The sequence below is a fragment of the Pseudomonas sp. 10(2024) genome, from assembly GCF_045164175.1.
GTDB classification, from domain to species: domain Bacteria; phylum Pseudomonadota; class Gammaproteobacteria; order Pseudomonadales; family Pseudomonadaceae; genus Aquipseudomonas; species Aquipseudomonas alloputida.
This window is the reverse complement of record NZ_CP174006.1, coordinates 4,737,204-4,755,247: the sequence shown is the minus strand read 5'-3', so window position 1 is coordinate 4,755,247 and position 18,044 is coordinate 4,737,204. Positions and strand designations below refer to the sequence as shown.

Sequence of the window (18,044 nt, the reverse complement as noted above, 5' to 3'; positions counted from 1 at the left end):
ACTAGTATAGATCCCGATCCCACTCCGGCTCGTCCTTGAAACGCTGTACCAGGAAATCCAGCATGCTGCGCAAGGTCGCCGGCATGTGTTTGCGCGACGTATACACCGCATTAAGGTTCAGTTCACGCGGTTTGGCCTCGGGCAGCAGACGCACCAGTTCACCCCGGCGTATGGCGTCTGCGGCCTGGAAGGTTGGCAGCATGGCGATACCTGCGCCCGCCAGCGCGGCCCTCTGCAGGGTCATCACCTCATTGGCACTGATGTTTCCCGATACGGGGACGGCGACCTGCTGGCCGGCTACCGCGAAATGCCACAAGCTGTGTCCGAAATAGGCATGGGTCAGGCAGTTGTGCAGGCTCAGTTCCTCAACCCGTTGCGGCGTGCCTCGCTCATTCAGGTAGGCCGGTGCCGCGCACACGACCGAGCGGCACACGCTCAGGCGCCGGGCGATGAGGCTGGGGTCCACGTCATTGCTGGTGCGAATGGCCAGGTCGATGCGCTCGTCCACCAGGTTGACGGTGCGGTCGAGCATCTGCAGTTCTACCTTCACGTCAGGGAAGCGCCGCACATAGGCGGCCACTGCATCCACCAGCTGTGCCTGGCCGAATGAGGTACTGACGCTGATACGCAGCGCCCCCCTTGGCGCGTCTTCCGGCTGCTGCACGGCAGCCTGCAGGTCGCCGGCCAGTTCCAGCAGCTGCCGGCAGCGAGGCAGGGTTTCCTGGCCGGCTGCCGTGAGGCTGAGCTTGCGCGTGGTGCGCTGCATCAGGCGCGTGCCAACCCAGTCTTCCAACTCTGCCAGGTAGCGCGACACGACCGGACGCGATAACTGCAGATAGTCCGCCGCCGCCGACTGACTGCCCAGGTCGATGACTGTGACGAATACACGCATGGCATTGAGGCGATCCATGATTTGCCCGATTTCAGAAACAAACTATGTCTGAGCATCGCATTTTTTATGACGAATCGGGTAACTAAGCTGTGCGCATTGTTTGCCGGAAGGCGTTATCCGAAGCCGGCAGACGAGAGCCCTGGCGCTGGCGGCGAAGGTCGCCAAGGGCAGTCATTTCGTTCAACTGATGGAGAGTATTTCATGAGCAAGATCGCAATCATCGGTGCCACTGGCCGCGCTGGCAGCCAGTTACTGGAAGAGGCCCTGCGCCGTGGTCACCGTGTACTGGCCATTGCCCGCGACCCTTCCAAGCTTGAAGGGCGTGAGGGTGTGACCGTCAAGTCGCTGGATGCCACGGACAGCGCGGCCCTGCAAGCAGCGGTCGCAGGTATGGACGCTGTGTTGAGTGCCGCGCATTTCTCGACAATGCAGCCGCACGCCATCATCGAGCCGGTGAAGCGCGCCGGGGTCAAGCGCCTGCTGGTGGTGGGTGGCGCCGGTAGCTTGTTGTTGCCGTCAGGGCATCGGGTGATCGACAGCCCGGATTTCCCGGAGGCATATAAAGCCGAGGCCAGTGCCGGCGTGCGTTTTCTGGAGGCGCTGCGGCGCGAGCCGAACCTGGACTGGACCTTCCTCTCGCCTTCGGCTGAGTTCGTTGAGGGTGAGCGCAGAGGTCACTATGCGCTGGGCACGGATCATCTGTTGATCGGTGCGGACGGCAAGAGCTGGATCACGTTTGCCGACTATGCGATTGCCATGCTGGATGAGCTGGAGAAGCCGAAACACTCGCGGCAACGGTTCACAGTCGGCTATTGAGTCGCCTGCGAAAGGGCCGTCACAGGCTGGCCTGGCCCTCCAGCCAGTCCAGCAATTCCAGCAGCCCGGGCGGTAAGCTCCTGGCCTGGCTCACCAGGTAATACCCCTTGCCTGTCAGCACCTTCAGCGCAAACGGCATGCACAACCGCCCACCGCGCAGGTCATCGCCAATCAGCGACCAGTCACCGATCGCCACCCCAGTCCCCTGCGAGGCCATGGCCATCGCCATGTCCAGTGTCTCGAAATGCTGTTTGGGTCCATGCGTGGCCAGCGTCACTCCAGCCGCCTGCAACCACAACCGCCAGTCGTGTTCATCCCGCGAGGGATGCAGCAGCATGTGCCTGGCCAGGTCCTCCACCTGCTGCAACGGCACTGGCCCTTCACGCAGTGACGGTGCGCACACCGGGGTCAGCTGCTCATCGAACAGCTTGCGCACCTGCAGCCCGTGGTTCGGTGCATCGCCGTAGACCACTGCCGCATCGAAGCCCTCACGACGCAAATCCACCCCGTGCTGCACGGTCGTGGTCAGCTCCACCGGTACGTCCGGGCGCAGTGCCTGCCATTCCATCAGGCGCGGCAGCAGCCAGCGCATTACGCAGGTTGGTGCCTTCAGTTGCAAGGTAGTGCTGTGCTCACCCACCTCGCGCACCCCTTGTTCGATCAGGGCGAACACCTGCTGCACCCGCGGCAGCCAGTCCAGGCCTTCACGGGTCAGGCTCAACCCACGCGCCTCGCGCTTGAACAGGGCATAACCGAGGTGTTCTTCGAGGGCTGCAATCTGGCGGCTGACAGCGCCCTGGGTGATGTGCAACTGCTGCCCGGCGCGGGTGAAGTTGCAGTGCTGGGCGGTGACCAGAAACGTGTGCAGGGCAGGCAGGGGCGGGAGACGTTTCATTGCAGTAAGCCATGATCAAAGGACATGGCTAGTATGTGTTTTTTTACATTGTGGCGATAGCCGTGGCTTGGGTCCAATAAGGGCATACCCCAACAAGATTCATGGTGATCCCTGATGGCAACCTGCGGCGAAGTACTGGTCAAACTCCTTGAAGGCTATGGCGTCGATCATGTCTTCGGCATCCCCGGTGTGCATACCGTGGAGCTCTATCGTGGCCTGGCGGGCTCTTCCATTCGCCACATCACCCCGCGTCATGAGCAAGGTGCCGGGTTCATGGCTGACGGCTATGCGCGCACCCGCGGCAAACCCGGGGTATGCTTCATCATCACTGGCCCGGGCATGACCAATATCACCACTGCCATGGGCCAGGCCTATGCCGACTCGATCCCGATGCTGGTGATTTCCAGCGTGCAGTCCCGTGACCAACTGGGCGGTGGCCGTGGCAAGTTGCACGAGCTGCCCAACCAAGCCGCGCTGGTATCGGGGGTGGCGGCGTTTTCCCACACCTTGATGAGTGCAGCCGACTTGCCGCAGGTGCTGGCCCGGGCATTTGCCGTGTTCGACAGTGCCCGGCCACGCCCGGTGCATATCGAAATCCCGCTCGATGTGCTGGTTGAACCGGCCGACTTCCTGCTGCCGGGCCGCCCTGTACGGGGTAGTCGGGCAGGGGCTGCACCGCAGGCCGTGGCGCAGATGGCTGAGCGACTGGCCAGTGCACGTCGGCCGCTGATTCTGGCCGGCGGCGGGGCGTTGGCTGCGGGCGCTGCGCTGGCACGCCTGGCCGAACACCTTCAGGCCCCGGTGGCGCTGACCATCAATGCCAAAGGCTTGCTGCCTGCCAGCCACCCATTGCAGATCGGCTCGACCCAGTCGTTACCGGCCACACGGGCGCTGGTGGCCGAGGCTGACGTGGTGCTGGCGATCGGCACCGAACTGGCCGAAACCGATTATGACGTGACCTTCAAGGGAGGCTTCGAGATCCCGGGCAGTCTGCTGCGCATTGACATCGACCCGGACCAGACCGTGCGTAATTATCTGCCGGAGCTGGCGCTGGTGGCCGATGCCGAGCTGGCAGCCGAAGCGCTGCTCGGTGCCTTGCAGGCCCAGCCGCAGCCAGTGCACGAAAGCACTTGGGGCGTGGCCCGCGTGGCCGACCTGCGCAAGGTCCTGGCGGCAGACTGGGACCAGCCCACCCTGAGCCAGACGCGTTTGCTGAGCGCCATACTGGAGCGCCTGCCGAATGCGATTCTGGTGGGCGACTCGACCCAACCTGTGTACACCGGCAACCTGACACTCGACATGCAGCAGCCACGCCGCTGGTTCAACGCCTCGACCGGGTACGGCACCTTGGGTTACGCGTTGCCAGCAGCCATGGGCGCCTGGTTGGGCAGTGCCGAGCAGGCCGTGGAACGCGCTCCGGCGGTGTGCCTGATTGGTGATGGTGGTTTGCAGTTCACCCTGCCGGAACTGGCCAGTGCAGTGGAGGCGCAGGTACCGCTGATCGTACTGCTGTGGAATAACCAGGGGTACGAGGAAATCAAGAAATACATGGTCAATCGGGCGATCGAGCCGGTCGGGGTGGATATCCATACCCCGGATTTCATCGGCGTGGCGCGGGCGTTGGGCGCGGCAGCAGAGAACGTGGCCGATATCGCCCAATTGCAGGCCGCGCTCGGGCAAGCGGTGGAGCGCAAGGGGCCGACCTTGATTCAGGTGGATCAGAATCAGTGGCAGGCCGCGGTGTTGGGTTGAAGCATTGCGATTGCCTGTATCGGCCTCTCGCACCTGCAGGCAGCGCGCAATTTTCGCATCTGTGCAAAAACCTCTAGGAGCGGGTTTACCCGCGAAAGCGCCGCTGCAGGCGAATGTCGAGCTTCAGACCGCAGTAGCCCGCAACCGAGCCACATCACGAATCGGCGGCGCGCCGTAAAGCCGGCTGTATTCACGGCTGAACTGCGACGGGCTTTCATAACCCACCCGATAAGCCGCCACCGCCGCCTCCAGCCCGTCGTTCAACATCAGCCGCCGCGCCTCCTGCAGGCGCAGCTGCTTCTGGTACTGAAGCGGGCTCATCGAGGTCACGGCCTTGAAGCGGTGGTGCAAGGTCGAGGTGCTGAGGTTGACCTCACGGGCCAGGTCCTCGATACGCAGCGGCTGTTGGAAGTTGTTGTTGAGCCAAGTGATGGCCTGGCAAACCCGGTGGGTCTGGCTGTTGGCCAAGGCAATTTCATACAGCCGGTAACCCTGCGGCCCACGCAGCAGGCGGTAGAGAATCTCGCGGCGGAACAGCGGCGCCAGCATTGCGATGTCGCGGGGGGTGTCCAGCAGCCGCAGCAACCGCAGCAGGGCATCGAGTAACGCGGCATCTGTCCTTTCCACATACAAACCACGGCCGGAAGGTCGATTGGGTACCAGCATCGGCCCGCTCTCGGCGATCAGTTGGCTGATCTCCGCCGGGTCCAGGTCCATGCGCAGGCCCAGGCTTGGGTTCTCGGGGCTGGCATCCAGCCTCACGGCACTGAGTGGCAAGGTCACCGAAACGACCATGTAATGCAGTGGGTCGTAGGCATACTGCTCGTCACCCAGGAACAGGCTTTTGCTGCCTTGGGCAAGGATGCACAGGGCAGGCTGCGCCAGGGTGGGTACAGAACGCACATTTTCGGTGTGACGCACCAGGTACAGGTCATCAATGGCCGATGCTGGGCCATAGGGCTCGCCCGCATGGCGGTTGATCAGCTCGGCCAGCTCCAGGCGCTGCAGTTCCAGGGTCGGTTCGGTGGACGTGGCGGTGGTCATGATGGCTTTCCTCTGCTGACCAACGCAGCATAGGTTTGGGCAAAGACGGGCGCTAGTCGAAAGCTGCATGTGGATTGCCTGATCCTGCCGCGCTGCAGGATCAGGCAATCGACATGCAGTAATGGCCTAACGCGCCGCGCGGGTGAGCGCCTAACCTTGGCAGCCTGGCTTTTCCGTCCGCCTGCTTCAAGGAGATTGTGCAATGACCCTTAAACAACCGGTCACCCACCTTGCTTTCATCCGTGCCAGCAGCGGGCGCTCGGCAGAGCTGGGCGCGCGCCTGCGTGACCTGCTCGAGCCCTCGCTGCGTACACCGGGTTGCCTGAGTTTTACCGTGCAGCGTTCGCAGGCTGATGCTGACCTGTGGTTGCTCAGCGGAAGCTGGCAGGACCAGCAGGCGATGAGTGGTTACTTTGCTTCGCCGACACTGGAGGTGTTCGGTGAGCTGGTGCAGGCCCAGGTGGTCAGCAGCCTGGACTTGCATACCTTCGATTGAGCGTGAATGAGGTAAAGTGACGCCCTTGTTCAATCACGCGGACAGCAACATGGCACGTAGGGAATTCACTCATTTCGAAGCGGTATCGGCGATGGTGCCGGTGGAAGGTGGCGGCTACAACGCAGCCATCGCGGTCAAAGCCTTGGGCATGGGCGGCGCGCCGCGCTTTCACAAGGTTCTCGACGGGCAGGTGTTCAAGGGCGCCGTGGCCGCCGACGAAGCGGCCACCGCCGAACTGCAACGCCTGCAGGGCGTCAGCGAAGAGGGTGAGCTGGTCTGGTGATCAGGCCGGCGGCCGGGCCATCTTGAACAGGTTGCCCAGCTCGAAATAATCCGCCGGGCCACCCCCACGCAGGATTGGCTCGGCGGCAGCAGTATCGTAGATGCCGTTGTTCAACAGGTGCTCGGCAATGTGCACCGCCACCACTTCTCCAAGGATCAGCCAGCTGGGCACCTCTTCCTGGTCGGCCCGCTTGAGCTGGACGATCTGGCTGACCTTGCACTCGAAGGCTACCGGCGTTTCACCCACGCGCGGCACCTTGACGATGCTCGACGGTGCGGCAGTGAGGCCGCTCAATTCGAATTCGTTCACTTCGGCAGCAACCGGTGCGCAGCTCAGGTTCATTTGCTCGGCCAGTGGGCGGGTGGCCAGGTTCCAGACGAACTCACCGGTCTGCTCGATGTTGTTCAGGCTGTCTTTGCGCCCGACGCTGCAGAAACCGATGATCGGCGGGATGTAGTTGAACGCATTGAAGAAGCTGTAAGGCGCCAGGTTCAGGCGGCCTTCGCGGTCCTGAGAGGAGATCCAGCCGATCGGGCGGGGACCGACGATGGCATTGAACGGGTCGTGCGGCAGGCCGTGGCCTTTGGCGGGTTCGTAGTAATACATCTGTGCTGGGCTTGTTGGCCCTACCTCCTGGTGGACAAGGTGCCTAGTGTGCCAAGCCTGAGCTCGCCTGCAAATGATCAAGCCCGGCCGAAGCCGGGCTGGGTGCTCGCAATCAGGTATCAGCTGATGCGGTGCGCGCTGGTGCGGTCGAAGCCGTCTTCAGCGAAGCGTTGGCCGCCGGTGCGGTCGAAGCCGTCTTCAGCGAAGCGCTGGCCGCCGGTGCGGTCGAAGCCGTCTTCAGCGAAGCGTTGGCCGCCGGTGCGGTCGAAGCCGTCTTCAGCGAAGCGTTGGCCACCGGTGCGGTCGAAGCCGTCTTCAGCGAAGCGTTGGCCACCGGTGCGGTCGAAGCCGTCTTCGGCGTAGCTGGCTGACTGGGTTTGAACTGCGGCAAAGGTGTGAGCGTCGGTGCGGTCGAAGCCATCTTCGGCGAAGGCGCCAGCTGCGAAAACCGAGAGGGCCAGGGTAAGGATCAGTTTATTTTTCATGGTCGTTGCTCCAGGGGTTTGTGAGTTGTTTGTTTCTATGGGTTTAATCCTACGCCGAATAATTTGATTAAAAAGCGCAAAAAATGGTGCTAAATAATCCATTTGTTCGATGTATTTGGGCGCGTATGTCGTGCTTCAGGCCGCAAGGCTGGCTTGGGAGCGTTCGCGCGGGCGCCAACGTTCTGCCAGCCATTGCAGCTTGATAAGGTGGAATTAATAGGGCGTTAAGAAGGAAAAGTCTGAATAGAAAAGGGGCGCTCCATGCAATGGAGCGCCCCTTTTAGTACTGCCAGGCCAGCGTTACTCAGTGGTAATCCGCGAGTGCTGCTTGGTGTCTTTCATGGTCGCGTAAACCAGCAGCGAGCAGGCGATACAGGCGGTGACGTACCAGTAGAAGCCGCTCTCCATACCAGCGCTCTTGAACCACAGGGCCACGTATTCGGCGGTGCCACCGAAGATCGACACCGTCAGGGCATACGGCAGGCCCACGCCCAGGGCGCGAATCTCGGTTGGGAACAGCTCGGCTTTGACCACGGCGTTGATCGAGGTATAGCCGCTTACGATGATCAGTGCGGCCATGATCAGGAAGAACGCACCCCACCAGGTCTGGATGGTGTGCAGGGTGCTGAGGATGGGGACGGTGAACAGGGTACCGAGCACACCGAAGGCGATCAGGATCGGACGGCGGCCGATCTTGTCGGACAGACCACCGATCACCGGCTGCAGGCACATGAACAGGAACAGCGTGGCGGCCGAGATGGTGGTCGAGTCACTGATGCTCATGCCCACGGTGTTGACCAGGTATTTCTGCATGTAGGTGGTGTAGGTGTAGAAGGCCAGGGTGCCGCCCATGGTCAGACCGACGACGGTCATCAGCTCCTTGGGGTGACGCAGCAGGGTGCGCATCAGGCTTTCCTTGGCCTTTTCCTTCTTGGTGAACGAGGCGGTTTCTTCCATGCCGCGACGCAGGTACAGGGCCACCACCGCGCACAGCGCACCGATCACGAACGGCACGCGCCAGCCCCAGGCGTACAACTGCTCGGTGGTCAGGGTCTGTTGCAGGATGATCAGTACCGCCAGGGCGATGAGCTGGCCGGAGATCAGGGTCACGTACTGGAAGCTGGAGAAGAAACCACGGCGATCCTTGCTGGCCATTTCGCTGAGGTAGGTGGCCGAGGTGCCGTATTCACCACCCACCGACAGGCCCTGCAGCAGGCGCGCGATGACCAGCAGGACAGGTGCGGCGACGCCGATGGTTTCGTAACCCGGGGTCAGGGCGATGACCAGGGAGCCTGCGCACATGAGCAGGACCGACGCCATCAGCGCGGCCTTGCGGCCCTTGCGGTCGGCGTACAGGCCCATCAGCCAGCCACCGATCGGGCGCATCAGGAAGCCCACGGCGAAGATCGCGGCGGTATTGAGCAGTTGTGCGGTGGAGTCGCCGGCGGGGAAGAAGGCCTTGGCGAAGTACAGCGAGAATGCGGCGTAGACGTACCAGTCGTACCATTCGACCATGTTGCCGATGGACCCGCTGAAAATCGACTTCAAGCGGCTGGCGGTGGTTTTTTCTGCGGCAGGCGCGGTGGCCGCCCCGGCGGGCAGGGAGGTGGCGTTATCCATGAGGGATACCTTCTCGTTGTTTTTGTGGAGCGCGCCGTGGCGCAGCTTGCCAAGGCAATTGCAGAAGGTGTGCCAAATGGGTGCGGGCTGATTCATTTGAGGGCATCAAATAGCCCGAGCCGGCACAGCAGTGGGTGTTGCGCCGCCCTTTGCAGGAGCGGGCTTGACCGCGAAGGGCTGCAAAGCAGTCCAAAGCCTCGACGTTATGAGCGGTTTTTTGCCTACCAGGTCTTGGTCATAAGCGGATTTCCGCTCATGCCTACCCAATAAAATCCTCGCGCACCAGCCCATGCCGTTGCATCTTTTCGTTAAGCGTGCGCCGCGGCAGTTGCAAAGCCTCCATCACCGACTTGATCTCGCCCCCATGTTGACGCAAGGCCGCACGTAGGCATTGCGCCTCGAATGCTTCCATCTGCTCGCCCAGCGACTGCCCGGCAGGTGCCACCTCGAAGTTTGGCGAACCCAGCCCCAACGCATGCCGCTCCGCCGCATTGGCCAGTTCACGTACGTTGCCAGGCCAGTCATGTGACAGCAGCTGCGCCAGCTGAGCACCCGATAGCGGCGGGGCCGCGCGGCCAAGCTTTTCACCGGCAGCACGGGCAAAGTGCTCGAACAGCAGCGGAATGTCCTCCCGCCGCTCGCGCAGCGGTGCCAGGCGCAATTCGGCGACGTTCAGGCGGTAGGCCAGGTCTTCGCGGAAGCGCCCGGCACGAGCCTCCTCGAGCAGGTCGGGCTTGGTCGCAGCAATGATGCGCAGGTCGACGCTGATGCTCTGGTTGGCCCCCAGGCGCTCCAGTTTCTGCTCCTGTATCACCCGCAACAGCTTGGCCTGTTGGGCCAGGGGCATGCTCTCGATTTCGTCGAGGAACACGGTGCCACCGTTGGCATACTCCAGCTTGCCGATGCGTTTACCCTGGGCGCCCGTGAAGGCGCCGCTCTCATGGCCGAACAGTTCGGCCTCGAACAGCGACTCGGGGATGGCCGCGCAGTTAAGGGCTACAAAGGGCTTGGCGGCACGGGGGCCGAAGTCGTGCAGGCAGCGGGCCACCCGCTCCTTGCCACTGCCGGTTTCACCGCGGATCAGCACGTTCACCGGCAGGCCGGCCAGGTCCAGCACTTGCCGGCGCAGCTGTTGCAGGCCCTGGGACATGCCCAGCAGCGTGCCTTCCAGGCGTGACTTGAGGTCGGCCTGCTCGTGGAGCCGGCGGTTCTCAAGCACCAGCTGGCGTTTTTCAAGGGCGCGGCGCAGGCTGCCCAGCAAATCTTGCGGCGTGAAGGGTTTTTCCAGGAAGTCATAGGCCCCCATGCGCATGGCTTCTACCGCCATCGGTACATCACCGTGACCGGTCAGCAGAATCACGGGCAGGTCGGGGTCGTTCGCCTGCAGGCGTTCGAGCAATTGCAGGCCATCCATGCCCGGCATGCGCACATCGCTGATGATCACCCCAGGGAAGTGCTGCGGCAGGTGTGCCAGGCACGCTTCGGCGCGAGCGAACAACTGCACGCTGAAGCCAGACAGGCTCAGCCATTGCTCGACAGCAGTGCGGATACTGGCTTCATCATCGACGACGATCACCGAATTCAACATACAGGCTCCAGGTCACGGGGCAGGGTAAGGCTCAGGCGCGCGCCGCCAGGCAGGTTTTCGGCCCGCAGCTGGCCGCCGGCCTCGTGGACGATGCCGTAGGAAATGGCCAGGCCCAGCCCTAGCCCTTCCCCCACCGGTTTGGTGGTGAAGAACGGGTCGAAGACCTTGGCCAGGTCGGCTTCGGCAATGCCGCCACCCGAGTCGAGCACACTCAGGCGCCATAGCTCCCCGTCGGGTTCGATGCGGATCTCCAGGCGTTTGTAACGCTTGTCGAGCATGGCGTCGAGTGCATTGTGCAGGAGGTTTATCAGCACCTGCTCCAGGCGGATGGCATCCCCGCGTACCCAGGCCGGGCGTGCCAGGTACAGAGCCACTTCCACTTCCTCGTTGCGAAGGCGCGCTTCCAGCAGGTGCAAGGCCTGGTCGACCACGGTTGCCAGGTCAAGGCGTTCGCGCAGGCCCATCGGGCTGTTGCGGGCAAAGGTTTTCAGGTGGCTGGTAAGTGCTGCCATGCGCGTGAGCATCTGTTCCAGTGGCTCCAACGCTTGCCGCGCTTCGTCATGGCGACCATGGTCAAGCAGCAGGCGCAGGGTTTCCAGCTGCATACGTTGGGTGGTCAGCGGCTGGTTGATTTCGTGGGCCATGGCCGCCGACATCTGCCCGAGTGCGGCCAGCTTGGCTGATTGCACCAGGCCTTCCTGGGCAGTGCGCAGCTCGCGGGTGCGTTCTTCGACCTGGCGTTCGAGTTCTTGCCGGCTGCGCTGGCGCAGGCGTGCCAGGCGCAGGCGTTGGCTGACGAAAAGGGCGGCGAACACCAGGCTCAGCCAGACGGCGGCGGCGCCAAGCGCGGCATTACGGCCGTCGGCAGCGACCTGCGGTTTGCGCAGCAGGTGCAAGGTCCAGTTTTCGCCTTCCAGCGGCAGGCTTTCCCACAGGTACTCGGTACTACCCTCGGGGCCTTGCACGCGGCTAAGGGTGCTGTAGGGGGCAAACCGCGTCAGCACCTGATGGTGTAGCGGCACCAGCGGTTGCTTGTCGTACTGGCGGGTTTCGGCCAGCTCGGCACGGTCGGCGCCACTGAGCGGCTGAAGTTCGCGGTAGCGCCAGCCATCCTGGTTTGCGATGAAAGTGATGCCGCGGGCGTCACTGACCAACAGGATATCGTTGCCCTGTCGCCATTCGCGTTCCAGCTCGGGGAACTCCAGCTTCACCACCATGGCGCCAAGGAATCGGCCATGCTCGTCGTTCACCGCGCTGGCGAGGAAGTAGCCCGGCACGCCACTGGTCACGCCCACGGCATAGAAGCGGCCACTGCCCTGGTTGCGGGTTTGCTTGAAGTAGGGGCGGAAACCGTAGTTGGAGCCGACGTAGCTGCTGGGCAGCCGCCAGTTGCTGGCGGCAATGGCCAGCCCGGTGCGGTCGAGCAGCTCGAGGGTGGAGGAATTGGCGGCGCCATTGATGCGTTCGAGCTTGAGGTTCAGGGCGTTCTGAACCTTTTCGTCGACCGGGCCGCGCAAGGCTGCGATCAGCTCCGGGTCCAGCGCCAGCACGGCGGGGAGGGCACGGTAGCGATCGATCAGGGTGTGCAGTGCGTTGGCGTACAGGCCCAGTTGCTGGCTGGCACGCTTGGCGTCGTCTTCCATGGCCTGGCGCTTGGCCTGGTGCATGGCCCAGCCGGCGCTGAGTGCGGTACCCAGCACGATCAGCAGGGTGATCAGCCCCAGACGCAGGGCGCGAAAGGAAAAGGGCATCGGGGGCGGATCCGGTGGTGGGATAACGGGGCCGGCCTCTTCGCGGGTAAACCCGCGCCTACAGGGAATCTGCAGCACCTGTAGGCGCGGTTTTACCCGCGAAAAGGCCGGAACAGGCGGCCTTTTTCAGTCAAAGCAATTCAAAGCTCTGCTGCTGCACCGCCTGGGAATCCAGCCCTACCTGGACATTGAACTCCCCTGGTTCGGCAACCCGCTGCAACTGGCCATTGTAGAACTTCAGGTCGTCCTCGCTGATGCGGAAGGTCAACGTGCGGGTTTCACCCGGTTCAAGCATCAGCTTCTGGAAGTTTTTCAGCTCTTTCACTGGGCGGCTCATCGACGCCGACACATCCTGCAGGTACAGCTGCACCACCGTCTCGCCTGCAACCTTGCCGGTGTTCTTGACCGTTACCTTGGCATCCAGCGTATCGCCGCGCTTGAGATCCTTGCTCGACAGGTTCAGGCCCGACAGCTCGAAGCTGCTGTAGCTCAAGCCATAGCCGAACGGGTAAAGCGGCCCGTTGGGTTCTTCGAAGTATTGCGAGGTGTAGTTGCCCGGCTTGCCCGGCGTGAACGGCCGGCCGATGCGGGTGTGGTTGTAGTACATCGGGATCTGCCCCACCGACCGTGGGAAGGTAATGGCCAGCTTGCCGGAGGGGTTGTAGTCGCCAAACAGCACGTCGGCGATGGCATTGCCGCCTTCGGTGCCGGCGAACCAGGTTTCCAGGATGGCATCGGCCTGCTCGCGCTCCCAGCTGATCGACAGTGGCCGGCCGTTCATCAGCACCAGCACCAGCGGTTTGCCGGTGGCCTTGAGCGCCTTGATCAGCTCGCGCTGGCTGGCCGGGATCTCCAGGGTGGTGCGGCTCGACGACTCGTGGGACATGCCGCGGGACTCGCCGACCACTGCGACCACAACGTCGGATTGCTTCGCTGCCTTGACTGCTTCATCGATCAGCACGGCAGGCGGGCGTGGGTCGTCGACGATTTCCGGGGCATCGAAGTTGAGGAAGTTCAGGTAATCGAAGATCGCCTTGTCGCCCGTGATGTTGGAGCCTTTGGCGTAGACCAGCTTGGCCTTGCCTTCCACGGCGCGGCGCAAGCCTTCGCGCACGGTCACCGAGTGGACGGGCTTACCGTCGGCGGCCCAGCTGCCCATCATGTCGATCGGGGCATCGGCCAGCGGGCCGACCAAGGCAATGGTGCCGGCCTTTTTCAGCGGCAGGGTCTGGTTGCGGTTTTCCAGCAGCACCAGGCTGCGACGTGCCACGTCACGCGCAGCTTCGCGGTGCAGGCGGTCGTTGCCGTAGTAGTCCTTCAGATCGGTTTCGGCCTTGCCGATGCGCACGTAAGGGTCCTTGAACAGGCCCATGTCGTACTTGGCACCCAGCACTTCACGCACCGCCTGGTCCAGCTCGCGCTGGGTCACCTCGCCGGACTTCAGCAGGCCCGGCAGCTCTTCGCCGTACAGGGTATCGTTCATGCTCATGTCGATGCCGGCCTTGATCGCCAGCTTGGCGGCTTCACGGCCGTCACGGGCGACGCCGTGGCGAATCAGCTCCTGGATGGCACCGTGGTCGCTGATGGTCACGCCCTTGAAGCCCCACTCCTTGCGCAGCAGGTCGTTCATCAGCCAGGTGTTGGAGGTGGCCGGTACGCCGTTGATCGAGTTCAGCGCCACCATCACGCCACCGGCACCTGCATCGAGCGCGGCGCGATAGGGTGGCAGGTAGTCGTTGTACATTTTCGGCAGGCTCATATCGACCGTGTTGTAGTCGCGCCCGCCTTCCACGGCGCCATACAAGGCGAAATGCTTGACGATGGCCATGATGCTGTCGGGGTTGGCCGGGCTGCTGCCCTGGAACGAGCGCACCATTACCTGGCCGATTCTCGAAGTCAGGTAGGTGTCTTCGCCGAAACCTTCGCTTGTGCGGCCCCAGCGCGGGTCACGGGCGATATCCACCATTGGCGCGAACGTCATGTCCAGGGCGTCGGCCGAGGCTTCGATCGCGGCGGTGCGGCCGACCTTGGCGACGGCCTCCATGTCCCAGGTCGCGGCCATGCCCAGGCCGATCGGGAAGATGGTGCGCTCGCCGTGGACGGTGTCGTAGGCGAAGAACATCGGGATCTTCAGGCGGCTGCGCATGGCCGCGTCCTGCATCGGCCGGTTTTCGGGGGCAGTGCGTGAGTTGAAGGTGCCACCGATACGGCCGGCGGCGATTTCCTCGCGGATCTTGTCGCGGGGCATTTCCGGGCCGATGCTGATCAGGCGCAACTGGCCGATTTTTTCGGCTTCGGTCATCTGGCTGATCAGATGCTCGATAAATGCCTGCTTGTCCTGCAGGGGCGGGGCGGTGGGGGCGGCGAGGGCCGCCTGACTGGCAAGGCCCATGGCCAGGCCCAGCAAAGACAGTTTCATCATCAATTCCGTTTTGGGGCCTCTGCCGTATCCACGGTGATACGTGCGCGACCGAAGTTTTCAGGCGGCTATTGTTGTACGATTTGCAGGCAATTCTTCCAGCGGCGGATTATGCCTGAATATGTCGCCTGCGGATGAAGCCCCGAATGCCGGGATAACAACTATAAGAACGCTCAAGAGACCGACGGCATGACCCCCTTCGACGAATACCATCAGCGGCAGATTGCCGAAGCCATTGCCCGTGCCGAACGGCGTACCGATGCCGAACTGGTGACGGTGCTTGCCCGTCGTGCCGACGATTATGCGTATTGGCCGTTGTTGTGGGCCGCCGTGCTGGCACTGACCGTGCCCGGTGTGCTGCACTGGCTGCTGGCTTGGCCCAGCGTGCGTGGCGTGCTGATGGGCAACGTGCTGCTGTTCGTCGTTTTGTGCCTGCTGCTGCGCAACCCGCGCCTGGCCGACTGGCTGATCCCCCGTGCCTGGCGCCGCTGGCGAGCCTCGCGCCTGGCCCAGCAGCAGTTTCGCGAGCAGAACCTGCAGCGCACAGCAGGCGCCACGGGCGTGCTGATTTTCGTCAGCGAGGCGGAGCGGCATGTGGAGATTCTGGTCGACCGGGGTATCGAGCACTGCCTGGATGCCGAAGCCCGCGCGGCCATCGGTGCCCGCTTGGCCGAGCAGGTGCGCCAGGGCCGTACCTTGCAGGGCTTTGTCGAGTGCATCGAAGCGTGTGGCGAGCTGCTTAGCCAGCACGTGCCGCCAACCCATGCACGCAACGAGTTGCCCAACCGCTTGGTGATTCTCGACTGAAGGAGCGCCCAGCCTTGCTGGATTTCCTGTGGGCACAGGCTTGCCTTGGAAACAGGCGACAGGGTGTCTGGCACCGGCTTTGCCGGTGTTCGCGGGCAAGCCCGCTCCCACAGGGTGCTTGGGGCACGTTAGAATAGGCGTTCCGCTTCCCAAGGCCCCCTTTTTCATGTCCGCCAGTACTTCTGCCTCTTGCGCGCCGGATGCGCGCGCTCAGTTTCTCGACCTGCTGAACGCCGCCCTGCACGGCGAAACCCTGGTCAAGCTGGTGCTGGCGCGCCATGTCGGTGCCGACCAGACCTTGCAACGGATCATTGCCAAGCCGCTGCAGGTCAAGGGCCAGCCGTGCCTGTCGCTGGTCTACCGCCACCAGACCCGCGACATCACCCGCAACCTGCCGCTGGACCAGGCCCAGGTGCTGGTTGCCGAACTGCTGCCGGACAGCTTCCGCAATGCCCATCTGTTCGATGCTGACGGCGAAGTGCAGTTGACCTTCAGCAAGAAGGGCAAACCGATGCTCCAGCGCCACGGTGCCCAGGCACCGCGCGTGGCCGATGCGGGCAGCGGGCATGACCGCGAGAAGAAGCGTTATCTGGAGCTGTCGCGGCCGTTTCTGCGCGACCTCGGTGTGACCGACGCACAAGGCGCACTGATCCCGTCCATGTCGCGCAAGTGGAAGCAGATCAACAAGTTCATCGAGGTTTTCGATCACGCCCTGGCCAATGCACCGGTGTCGACGGAACAGGCGCTGCGGGTGGCCGACTTCGGTTCGGGCAAGGGCTACCTGACTTTTGCCATGCATGACTACCTGCGCAACAGTTTGGGCCGCGACGCACAGGTCACCGGCGTGGAGCTGCGCCAGGACATGGTCGACCTGTGCAACGCCGCGGCCGCACGCCTCGACCACCCAGGCCTGGAGTTCCAGTGTGGTGATGTGCGCAGCGTGGTGCCTGAGGCCATCGAGGTGATGATCGCCTTGCATGCCTGTGACATCGCTACCGACTACGCCATCCACACCGGCATCCGCTGCAACGCCGCGATCATCATGTGCTCGCCGTGCTGCCACAAGCAGATCCGCCCGCAACTGCACAGCCCGGGGTTGCTGCAACCCATGCTGCAGTACGGCCTGCACCTGGGCCAGCAGGCCGAAATGCTGACCGACAGCCTGCGTGCGCTGTACCTGGAAGCCTGTGGCTATGAAACCAAGGTGTTCGAGTTCATCTCGCTGGAGCACACCAACAAGAACAAGATGATTCTTGCGGTGAAGCGGCGGCAGGCGGGAGATAACGGGGCGTTGCTGGAGAAGATTGCCCAGCTCAAGGCGTTCTATGGGGTGCAGGAGCATTGCCTGGAAACGTTGTTGCGCGCGGATGGGTTGCTCTGACGCGACCCACCGGCACGCCTCCGGGGACGCTGTCAGCGCCGAGCAGAAGGCACTTCGATAGCCAATGCTGCCTGCCCCAACGGGTGGGTGCTGGCATCGAAGAAATGCAGCGCCGTCCCCGGCAAATCCCCGAAACGATCTGCAAAATGCTGCTTCTGATTGATCACCGAAGCCTCGCCCAGCGGCCGAATGGCAATGGATAGCTGTTGCGGACGGGCTTGGCGCACAGCGTCGAGCAGGTGCCGGTCACTGCTGTCCAGATGCTGTCCGAACAGGCATATCCCGTGGTTTTCCTGCGCCAGCTGCCCCAGGCACCAGCTCAGGTAGTCCGAGTTGCGGATAGCGCGCAGTTTTTCGTCGCTGCGGTCTTCGTTGACGAAAAGCGGTACTTCACCCGGGATGTTCACGGCAAACCCATCGAGCAGTTCGGCACTTTCAGCGCTGCGCTGGCGGGTGGTGCCGTCGGGCAGCTTGAGCAGGTGCAGGCCGCCATGCAGGTGCAGCACCCGGGTGCCTTCGCTGCCGGTGCGTCGCACGTCGAAATAGCCTTGTTCGTCGAACAGTTCGGCGAAGCCATTCGGGGCGTGCTGTATGGCCCATGGCAGTAGCAGGTCGTAGTTGCTGGTGTAGACGCTTCGATAGCCGCGCAGCGCCTGATTGAGGGTTGCCAGTGTGGCCTTCGGCATCAGCGGCCAGGGCAGATGCACCGTGCGCACGGCGTGAATCAACGCTTCCTTGATCGAGTAGTAGCGGTTCAGCGGCGCGGTGGAGTTGATGGCCAGGGCGGCATTGGTACGCACGGTGGTGTTGAGGGCGCTGAGCACCGGCTCGAACAGTTCCGTGGCCAAGGACTTGAACAGTGCCTGGTCGCTGACCGCCAGGCCTTTCTTGCGGCCTGCGCGTTGCGCTTGCTCGAACAGCGAGAAGTAGCCGAACGGCTTCCATACTGCGCGGCTGGCGCCGTTGCCCAGCAGCAGGGCGTCGCAGGGGTGGCGGGCGGCGAGTTCTGGCCAGGGGGTGAGGGTGGCATCGAGAGCGGGCATGCGGGGTCCGTTGGGTGGTGCGGGGAACGGGGCGACTTTAGCATGTCATGCGAGGTGTGCGAGGGTTGGTGTCAAGGCGATGGTTTTGTGCTGCCTGTGCTGGCCCTTTCGCGGGTAAACCCGCCCCTACAAGTCCATGTAGGAGCGGGTTTACCCGCGAAAGGGC

General features: G+C 63.1%; 16 protein-coding genes. 6 read left to right on the top strand and 10 right to left on the bottom strand.

The window, feature by feature from the left end; translation table 11 throughout:
- Position 1 precedes the first annotated feature (1 nt).
- Entirely contained in the window at positions 2-910 is a 909-nt protein-coding gene (locus tag ACI7M0_RS21545) for a LysR family transcriptional regulator (RefSeq protein WP_104962493.1), read from the bottom strand.
- A 183-nt stretch (positions 911-1,093) separates the two neighbouring features.
- On the opposite strand from ACI7M0_RS21545, the gene ACI7M0_RS21540 reads away from it, so the two are divergent.
- Positions 1,094-1,708: an NAD(P)-dependent oxidoreductase gene (locus tag ACI7M0_RS21540; RefSeq protein ID WP_129932877.1), complete on the top strand. Its 615-nt coding sequence runs from the start codon at positions 1,094-1,096 to the stop codon at positions 1,706-1,708.
- A 19-nt stretch (positions 1,709-1,727) separates the two neighbouring features.
- Here the strand turns inward: ACI7M0_RS21540 and ACI7M0_RS21535 are convergent, their stop codons facing one another.
- Positions 1,728-2,603, bottom strand: a complete 876-nt coding sequence (locus ACI7M0_RS21535) for a LysR substrate-binding domain-containing protein (RefSeq protein ID WP_014592244.1) — start codon at positions 2,601-2,603, stop codon at positions 1,728-1,730.
- Positions 2,604-2,717: 114 nt separating this feature from the next.
- Here ACI7M0_RS21535 and ACI7M0_RS21530 point away from each other — a divergent pair, with 114 nt between their 5' ends.
- The gene (locus ACI7M0_RS21530) at positions 2,718-4,355 is read left to right on the top strand and encodes a 5-guanidino-2-oxopentanoate decarboxylase (RefSeq protein WP_104962491.1); all 1,638 of its coding nucleotides are present in this window, start codon (positions 2,718-2,720) and stop codon (positions 4,353-4,355) included.
- A 123-nt stretch (positions 4,356-4,478) separates the two neighbouring features.
- Here ACI7M0_RS21530 and ACI7M0_RS21525 read toward each other — a convergent pair whose 3' ends face one another.
- The gene (locus ACI7M0_RS21525; protein WP_104962490.1) at positions 4,479-5,399 is read right to left on the bottom strand and encodes an AraC family transcriptional regulator; all 921 of its coding nucleotides are present in this window, start codon (positions 5,397-5,399) and stop codon (positions 4,479-4,481) included.
- 202 nt (positions 5,400-5,601) lie between these two features.
- Here ACI7M0_RS21525 and ACI7M0_RS21520 point away from each other — a divergent pair, with 202 nt between their 5' ends.
- The gene (locus ACI7M0_RS21520; RefSeq protein WP_010952504.1) at positions 5,602-5,895 is read left to right on the top strand and encodes a putative quinol monooxygenase; all 294 of its coding nucleotides are present in this window, start codon (positions 5,602-5,604) and stop codon (positions 5,893-5,895) included.
- 16 nt (positions 5,896-5,911) lie between these two features.
- A complete protein-coding gene (locus ACI7M0_RS21515; protein ID WP_014859143.1) occupies positions 5,912-6,178 on the top strand; it encodes a hypothetical protein in 267 nt (88 codons plus the stop codon).
- Here ACI7M0_RS21515 and ACI7M0_RS21510 read toward each other — a convergent pair whose 3' ends face one another.
- From ACI7M0_RS21510 to bglX, 6 genes are all read right to left on the bottom strand, one after another.
- On the bottom strand, positions 6,179-6,784 hold the full coding sequence (locus ACI7M0_RS21510; protein ID WP_129932878.1) for a flavin reductase family protein: 606 nt from the start codon (positions 6,782-6,784) through the stop codon (positions 6,179-6,181).
- A gap of 119 nt (positions 6,785-6,903) precedes the next feature.
- Positions 6,904-7,269 carry a heme utilization protein gene (locus ACI7M0_RS21505; protein ID WP_405314504.1) on the bottom strand — a complete coding sequence of 122 codons (366 nt, stop codon included), beginning with the start codon at positions 7,267-7,269 and terminating at the stop codon, positions 6,904-6,906.
- 300 nt (positions 7,270-7,569) lie between these two features.
- Entirely contained in the window at positions 7,570-8,889 is a 1,320-nt protein-coding gene (locus tag ACI7M0_RS21500; protein ID WP_104962915.1) for an MFS transporter, read from the bottom strand.
- A 259-nt stretch (positions 8,890-9,148) separates the two neighbouring features.
- Positions 9,149-10,477, bottom strand: coding sequence for a sigma-54 dependent transcriptional regulator (locus ACI7M0_RS21495; RefSeq protein ID WP_104962489.1), 1,329 nt, complete (start codon positions 10,475-10,477; stop codon positions 9,149-9,151).
- Positions 10,471-12,228, bottom strand: coding sequence for an ATP-binding protein (locus ACI7M0_RS21490; RefSeq protein WP_070096161.1), 1,758 nt, complete (start codon positions 12,226-12,228; stop codon positions 10,471-10,473). Before ACI7M0_RS21490 ends, ACI7M0_RS21495 begins: the two co-directional genes overlap by 7 nt.
- A 130-nt stretch (positions 12,229-12,358) precedes the next feature.
- Entirely contained in the window at positions 12,359-14,650 is a 2,292-nt protein-coding gene (gene bglX, locus ACI7M0_RS21485) for a beta-glucosidase BglX (RefSeq protein ID WP_129933762.1), read from the bottom strand.
- Between the two features lie 186 nt (positions 14,651-14,836).
- Between bglX and ACI7M0_RS21480 the strand changes: the two genes are divergently transcribed.
- Together ACI7M0_RS21480 and ACI7M0_RS21475 are read left to right on the top strand one after the other, a co-directional pair.
- Entirely contained in the window at positions 14,837-15,454 is a 618-nt protein-coding gene (locus ACI7M0_RS21480) for a TPM domain-containing protein (protein ID WP_129933761.1), read from the top strand.
- A 166-nt stretch (positions 15,455-15,620) separates the two neighbouring features.
- Positions 15,621-16,835 carry an SAM-dependent methyltransferase gene (locus ACI7M0_RS21475; RefSeq protein WP_014754346.1) on the top strand — a complete coding sequence of 405 codons (1,215 nt, stop codon included), beginning with the start codon at positions 15,621-15,623 and terminating at the stop codon, positions 16,833-16,835.
- Positions 16,836-16,867: 32 nt separating this feature from the next.
- Here the strand turns inward: ACI7M0_RS21475 and ACI7M0_RS21470 are convergent, their stop codons facing one another.
- Positions 16,868-17,878: a DUF4917 family protein gene (locus tag ACI7M0_RS21470; protein ID WP_121162152.1), complete on the bottom strand. Its 1,011-nt coding sequence runs from the start codon at positions 17,876-17,878 to the stop codon at positions 16,868-16,870.
- Positions 17,879-18,044: the final 166 nt, after the last annotated feature.